A 4,912-nucleotide genomic window follows, 5' to 3' on the forward strand; every position below is an offset into this window, starting at 1 on the left:
GCTGAACAGCGGCATCGATTTTTATGGTGACGCCAAAGAGAAAGTCGATGATCGTCAGTTGGCCCAATTTTTTGACCGGATGTTAAATGCCCGCCGTCTGGTGAAAGAGCGTCTGCAACCCTTTGCTGTGAGAAAAGACGGCAAACGGGAAGAAGGGTCTGCGTTCACGGTAGAAGCCCGTAAAGTATACACCAAAATCATCGGAGCCATGTCTTCTGATAAAGAGCACCGCTATATCAGTCAGTTAGAAGAAGTTGAAGACAAAACACTGGCAGAGCTGAAAGCAGCGTTGCAACAAAAACAACCACCGCAGTTCGAAGCAGCTTTGCGTCAGTCGCTAACCACCATGCAGGAATGCCATGACGAAATGCGGGCCCTGAAAAAAGCAACCAGCCACTAAAATCGGCTGTAGTAAATAAAAAACGGCCTGATGGCCGTTTTTTTTATTTACTGAATGCCGTGCTGTTGCAACCAGAGTTCAAGTAAGGTCACCTGCCACAACTTTGAACCAAACTTACCGGTATACTGCTCAGGCGCTTTTAGCATGGCATCAATATAGTTCATGTTAAACAGGTTTCGCTTTCTGGCTACCGGTTGACTGAATACCTCTTTAGCCAGATCCAGATATTCGCCCTGCATCTGGCGCAACGCCGGTACCGGAAAGTAACCTTTTGGCCGGTCTATAACGGCGCTGGGGATCACATCTCTGGCAACCTGTTTTAACAGATATTTACCGCCATCACGCAATTTTAAGGTGTGCGGGATCTGAAATGCCAGCTCGACCAGTTCATGATCCAAAAATGGCACCCGCGCTTCCAGACCAAATGCCATCGTCATGTTATCAACCCGCTTTACCGGGTCGTCTACCAGCATCACAGCCGTATCAAGATGCAGCGCTTTATCTACCGGTAAGCGGGGGCCACAATTGGCAAAATGGTCTTGCACCAACCTAAGCGAGTCGTTACTCAGGCAGTATTCAGGTGTCAGCACTTTGCAGAGCGCTGTTTCATCCCAGGAAAAATAAGATTTGGCATAACACGCTGCGGCGTTTTGATCTGAAACATCGGTCATGGGCGGATACCAGTGATAACCGGCAAACACTTCATCTGCCCCCTGACCACTCTGCACTACTTTTACATGCTGGCTGACCGCCCGGGCCAGCAGGTAAAACCCTATCACATCATGGCTGACCATGGGTTCAGACATCGCATCGATACAGGGTCTGAGATGATTTAATAAGGTGCTGTGACGGGCAAAAATCTTGTTATGCTCCGTGTCATAATGCTTGGCAATAATATCAGAATACTTAAATTCATTGCCCTCTTCCTCTGCCACATTGTCAAAGCCGATAGAGAAGGTGTGCAGTTTTTTCTGACCGAGCTCACTTAACATCCCCACCAGCAATGAAGAGTCCACGCCCCCGGACAGCAATACACCCACCGGTACATCGGCTTCTAACCGGCGTTTGGCGCTGGTAAATAATGAGGTCTTTAACGCCTCTTGCCAGTCCTGTTCGCTGCACTTGTCACTATCATCTACCTTGCTGTTCAGTTGCCAGTAGCAGCCCTGACTAATCTCTCCGTCAGCACCGACTTTCAACCAGTGACCGGGTAATAGTTTGTGCACGTTACTAAATAAGGTATCTGCACCGACAATGGCCCGGAATGACATATACTGATGCACCCCCAGCGGACTTAGCTTGGCCGGCACTTCCGGGCATTTTAACAGTGACGGTAAGGTTGAAGAAAACCAGAAACCCTGGCGATTATGGTAATAATATAACGGTTTGATACCCAGCCGGTCCCGTGCAAAAAAGGTAGTGTTGCTGTCACGATGCCAGATAGCGAAAGCAAACATGCCGTTAAAACGGCTCATGCACTGCTCCTGCCACTGCGCATAAGCCTTCAGAATCACTTCAGTATCGCTGGTGGAAAAGAACTGGTGCCCCAGTTGCTCCAGTTCGTGTCGCAACGCTTTGTAATTGTAAATACAGCCATTAAATACAATAGTCAGCCCCAAGCGGGCATCATGCATCGGCTGCGCCCCTGCTGCTGATAAGTCGATAACTTTAAGCCGCTGATGACCAAAGCAGATATTTCCCTGAGCAGTTAAACCCCAGCCATCCGGACCACGGGGTGCCAGCTTACCGAGCATGGCGTTTACATAATGACTTGATGCTTTACCCTGAAAATTTATTTCTCCTGCTATTCCGCACATATCTATCCTCTGACAATGTTACCCACAGTAGCAACCCTTGTGCCGGCTGCTGTAAGTTAATCAGGCAAAATACTTAAACCCCGTAAAACAATGCCTGAAACGTTAAGTCTAGTCGTTAATTTCCTTTTTTGACCGGAAAAGTGACGTTATTCTGCTGTGCTACACTTTACTTTTGCCTAACAAGTGAAGAGGGTTTAATCAGGATGAATATCTGCATTTTATCCACGGACCAGGAGCAGGATGACCAACGATTGCTCGAAGCTGCCAGAGCTAAGGGGCATAACGCTGAGCGCTACAATATCCGCGATATAAGTATGGTACTGGCCAGTGACAAACCGGTTATTTACTGGCGCGATCAGGATATTACCAAAAGCCTGGATGCGATTATCCCCCGTCTGAATGTGAATTTTACGGATTACGGTACCAATGTGCTGCAGCAGTTTATCTGCAGTCAGACTTATGTCAGTGAATCCCCTGCCGCACTGCGCCTTGGCAGGGATAAACTGAAAAGTCTGCAGTATTTGCTGGCACGGGGCCTGCCTTTTCCGGCTACCGGCATCGCGTACACCCCAGAGGGTTTCCGGCAACTGGCCAAAACTATTGGTATCCCTATGATCATCAAACTAATTGAAAGTACCGAAGGCACCGGAATTTTCCTGGCCCGTAACTTAAAGGAAATGGATAACATCGTTAAAACCTTTGGCCAGTTGGGCGCCAGTTACATTATTCAGTCTTTTGTTGCTGAAGCAGCCGGGACTGACGTCAGAGCCTTTGTTATCGGCGGTAAAGTGGTAGCAGCCATGTGTCGCCGCGCCCAGGATGGTGACTTCAGGTCTAACGTTGCGCTTGGCGGTCGCTCAGAGCCCTATCAGCTTACAGCAAAAGAAGAGGAAATTGTTCTGTCAGCCACGGCGGCTATAGGTATTAATGTTGCCGGTGTCGATTTCGTCCGCTCAGATTCCGGCCCAATGCTGCTGGAGGTTAACGTATCACCTGATTTTACCGGTGAGCAGGGCATTGAGAATGTTACCGGGGTCAATATCGCCGATGCCATAATCGATCACGTGGCAGCTCAGGTGGGCAACTTTTATGAGCATCACTATACTAGTGCTAAGGTACTTGAATCACAACGGGGGATTTTATGTGCAGATGGATAGCCTACACCGGAGATCCGATATACATTGACACCCTGGTCACCAAGCCAGATCATTCGCTGGTGGTACAAAGCCGGCACAGCCAGATGAACTTTACCAAAAGTGGCGAGCTGTTAAGCATTAACGGCGATGGCTTTGGTATTGGCTGGTATGACGAACGCGAAGAGCCAGGCTTATTTAAAGATGACCTGCCCGCCTGGCATAATACCAATCTTGACAGCCTGTGCCACCATATAAAATCTCATACTTTTCTGGCTCATATCAGAGCCTCTACCACCGGCGATATTCAGCGTGCTAACTGCCATCCATTTCGTTATAAAAACTGGTTATTTCAACATAACGGCCATGTCAGCCACTTTGATAAAATACGCCGCGCCCTGCAGTTTAAAATCAGCCCGCAATTATTTCCGCTGCTGCAAGGCACCACCGACAGCGAGACCTTTTTTTATCTGGCCCTAACGTATGGCTTGCAGGATAACCCTAAAGCAGCGATGCAGAAAATGGTCAGAGAAGTATTAGATGAGCTTAGTACCGTAGATAATGAAGGGGTATTAAATCTGTCCTGTGCATTGTCTGATGGTGAAAAACTTTATACGTTACGCTATTCCTATAATGAAGCACCAATGACCCAGTTTGTATCGACGGATACCAACTGTATGCAGGAGTTTTCTGGTGATAAACCTTGCATCCCGGCTGGCAGCACCATCATCGTTTCTGAACCACTGGATGATATCAGTGACAGCTGGACTAAGATCCCAAATAACTCTTTTACCACCGTCTATCAGAGCGATGTTAAAACGGAACGCTTTCTTGATGATTAACGCCAGTGAAGCCAAATCTTTAAACAGAAAAACGGCGCCGGGCCGTTTTTCTGTTTTATCATCAGCTTCAGTTACAGCGATTCGCCCTCCGGCTCCGCCGGGGGCGGCGGTAACAGGTCTTCCCGACTGATACCCAGCACTTCAGCAATTGCACTGGCGACATACACCGATGAATAAGTACCCACCGCAATACCAAATAATAGCGCAGTGGCAAAGCCGTTAATCAGCGTCCCACCCATAAAAAACAATACCACCAGTACCAGCACCGTGGTAAGAGAAGTCACCACAGTGCGGTTCAGGGTCGTGGTAATGGCATGATTGATGGTTTCATTAACCGTCGCATCGCGCAGCTTGCGAAAACTCTCCCGCAGCCGGTCAAACACGACTATGGTATCGTTAATCGAGTAACCTATCAGCGCCAGAATAGCGGCCAGCACCGTTAAATCAAATTCCAGCTGCAATACCGAAAACAAGCCCAGGGTTAAGATAACATCATGCGCCAGCGATAGCACCGCCCCTACTGACAAGCGCCATTCAAAACGCATAGCAACGTACAACAGAATACCGATAAGTGCGACCAGCAACGCCAGGCCGCCGTCTTGCTTTAACTCTTCCCCAACACTGGGCCCGACAAACTCGACCCGTCTTAGCTCTACTTCCGACGCTTGTTCAGCATTTAACGCCTGCAGTACGGCCTCTCCCACTTTTTCCTGAGCAACA

Annotated in this window: 5 protein-coding genes; 3 read left to right on the forward strand and 2 right to left on the reverse strand. The window is 48.6% G+C overall.

All coding sequences use genetic code 11. The annotated features are described in order from the left end of the window. Position 1 precedes the first annotated feature (1 nt). The gene (locus R3177_RS13135; protein ID WP_318971479.1) at positions 2–400 is read left to right on the forward strand and encodes a PA2169 family four-helix-bundle protein; all 399 of its coding nucleotides are present in this window, start codon (positions 2–4) and stop codon (positions 398–400) included. A 47-nt stretch (positions 401–447) separates the two neighbouring features. On the opposite strand, the gene R3177_RS13140 is transcribed toward R3177_RS13135, so the two are convergent. Further along, positions 448–2,217 carry an N-acetylglutaminylglutamine amidotransferase gene (locus tag R3177_RS13140; RefSeq protein ID WP_318971480.1) on the reverse strand — a complete coding sequence of 590 codons (1,770 nt, stop codon included), beginning with the start codon at positions 2,215–2,217 and terminating at the stop codon, positions 448–450. Between the two features lie 203 nt (positions 2,218–2,420). Here R3177_RS13140 and R3177_RS13145 point away from each other — a divergent pair, with 203 nt between their 5' ends. Together R3177_RS13145 and R3177_RS13150 are read left to right on the forward strand one after the other, a co-directional pair. Beyond that, complete coding sequence (locus R3177_RS13145; RefSeq protein ID WP_318971481.1) at positions 2,421–3,374, forward strand: RimK family alpha-L-glutamate ligase; 954 nt, start codon at positions 2,421–2,423, stop codon at positions 3,372–3,374. After that, positions 3,359–4,192: a class II glutamine amidotransferase gene (locus R3177_RS13150; RefSeq protein ID WP_318971482.1), complete on the forward strand. Its 834-nt coding sequence runs from the start codon at positions 3,359–3,361 to the stop codon at positions 4,190–4,192. The genes R3177_RS13145 and R3177_RS13150 overlap by 16 nt, the downstream gene beginning before the upstream one ends. Positions 4,193–4,263: 71 nt before the next feature. On the opposite strand, the gene secF is transcribed toward R3177_RS13150, so the two are convergent. Next, the coding region (secF, locus tag R3177_RS13155; protein WP_318971483.1) for a protein translocase subunit SecF at positions 4,264–4,912 on the reverse strand (649 nt) is incomplete at its 5' end.

It is taken from the genome of Arsukibacterium sp. (assembly GCF_033722355.1).
Lineage (GTDB): Bacteria > Pseudomonadota > Gammaproteobacteria > Enterobacterales > Alteromonadaceae > Alishewanella.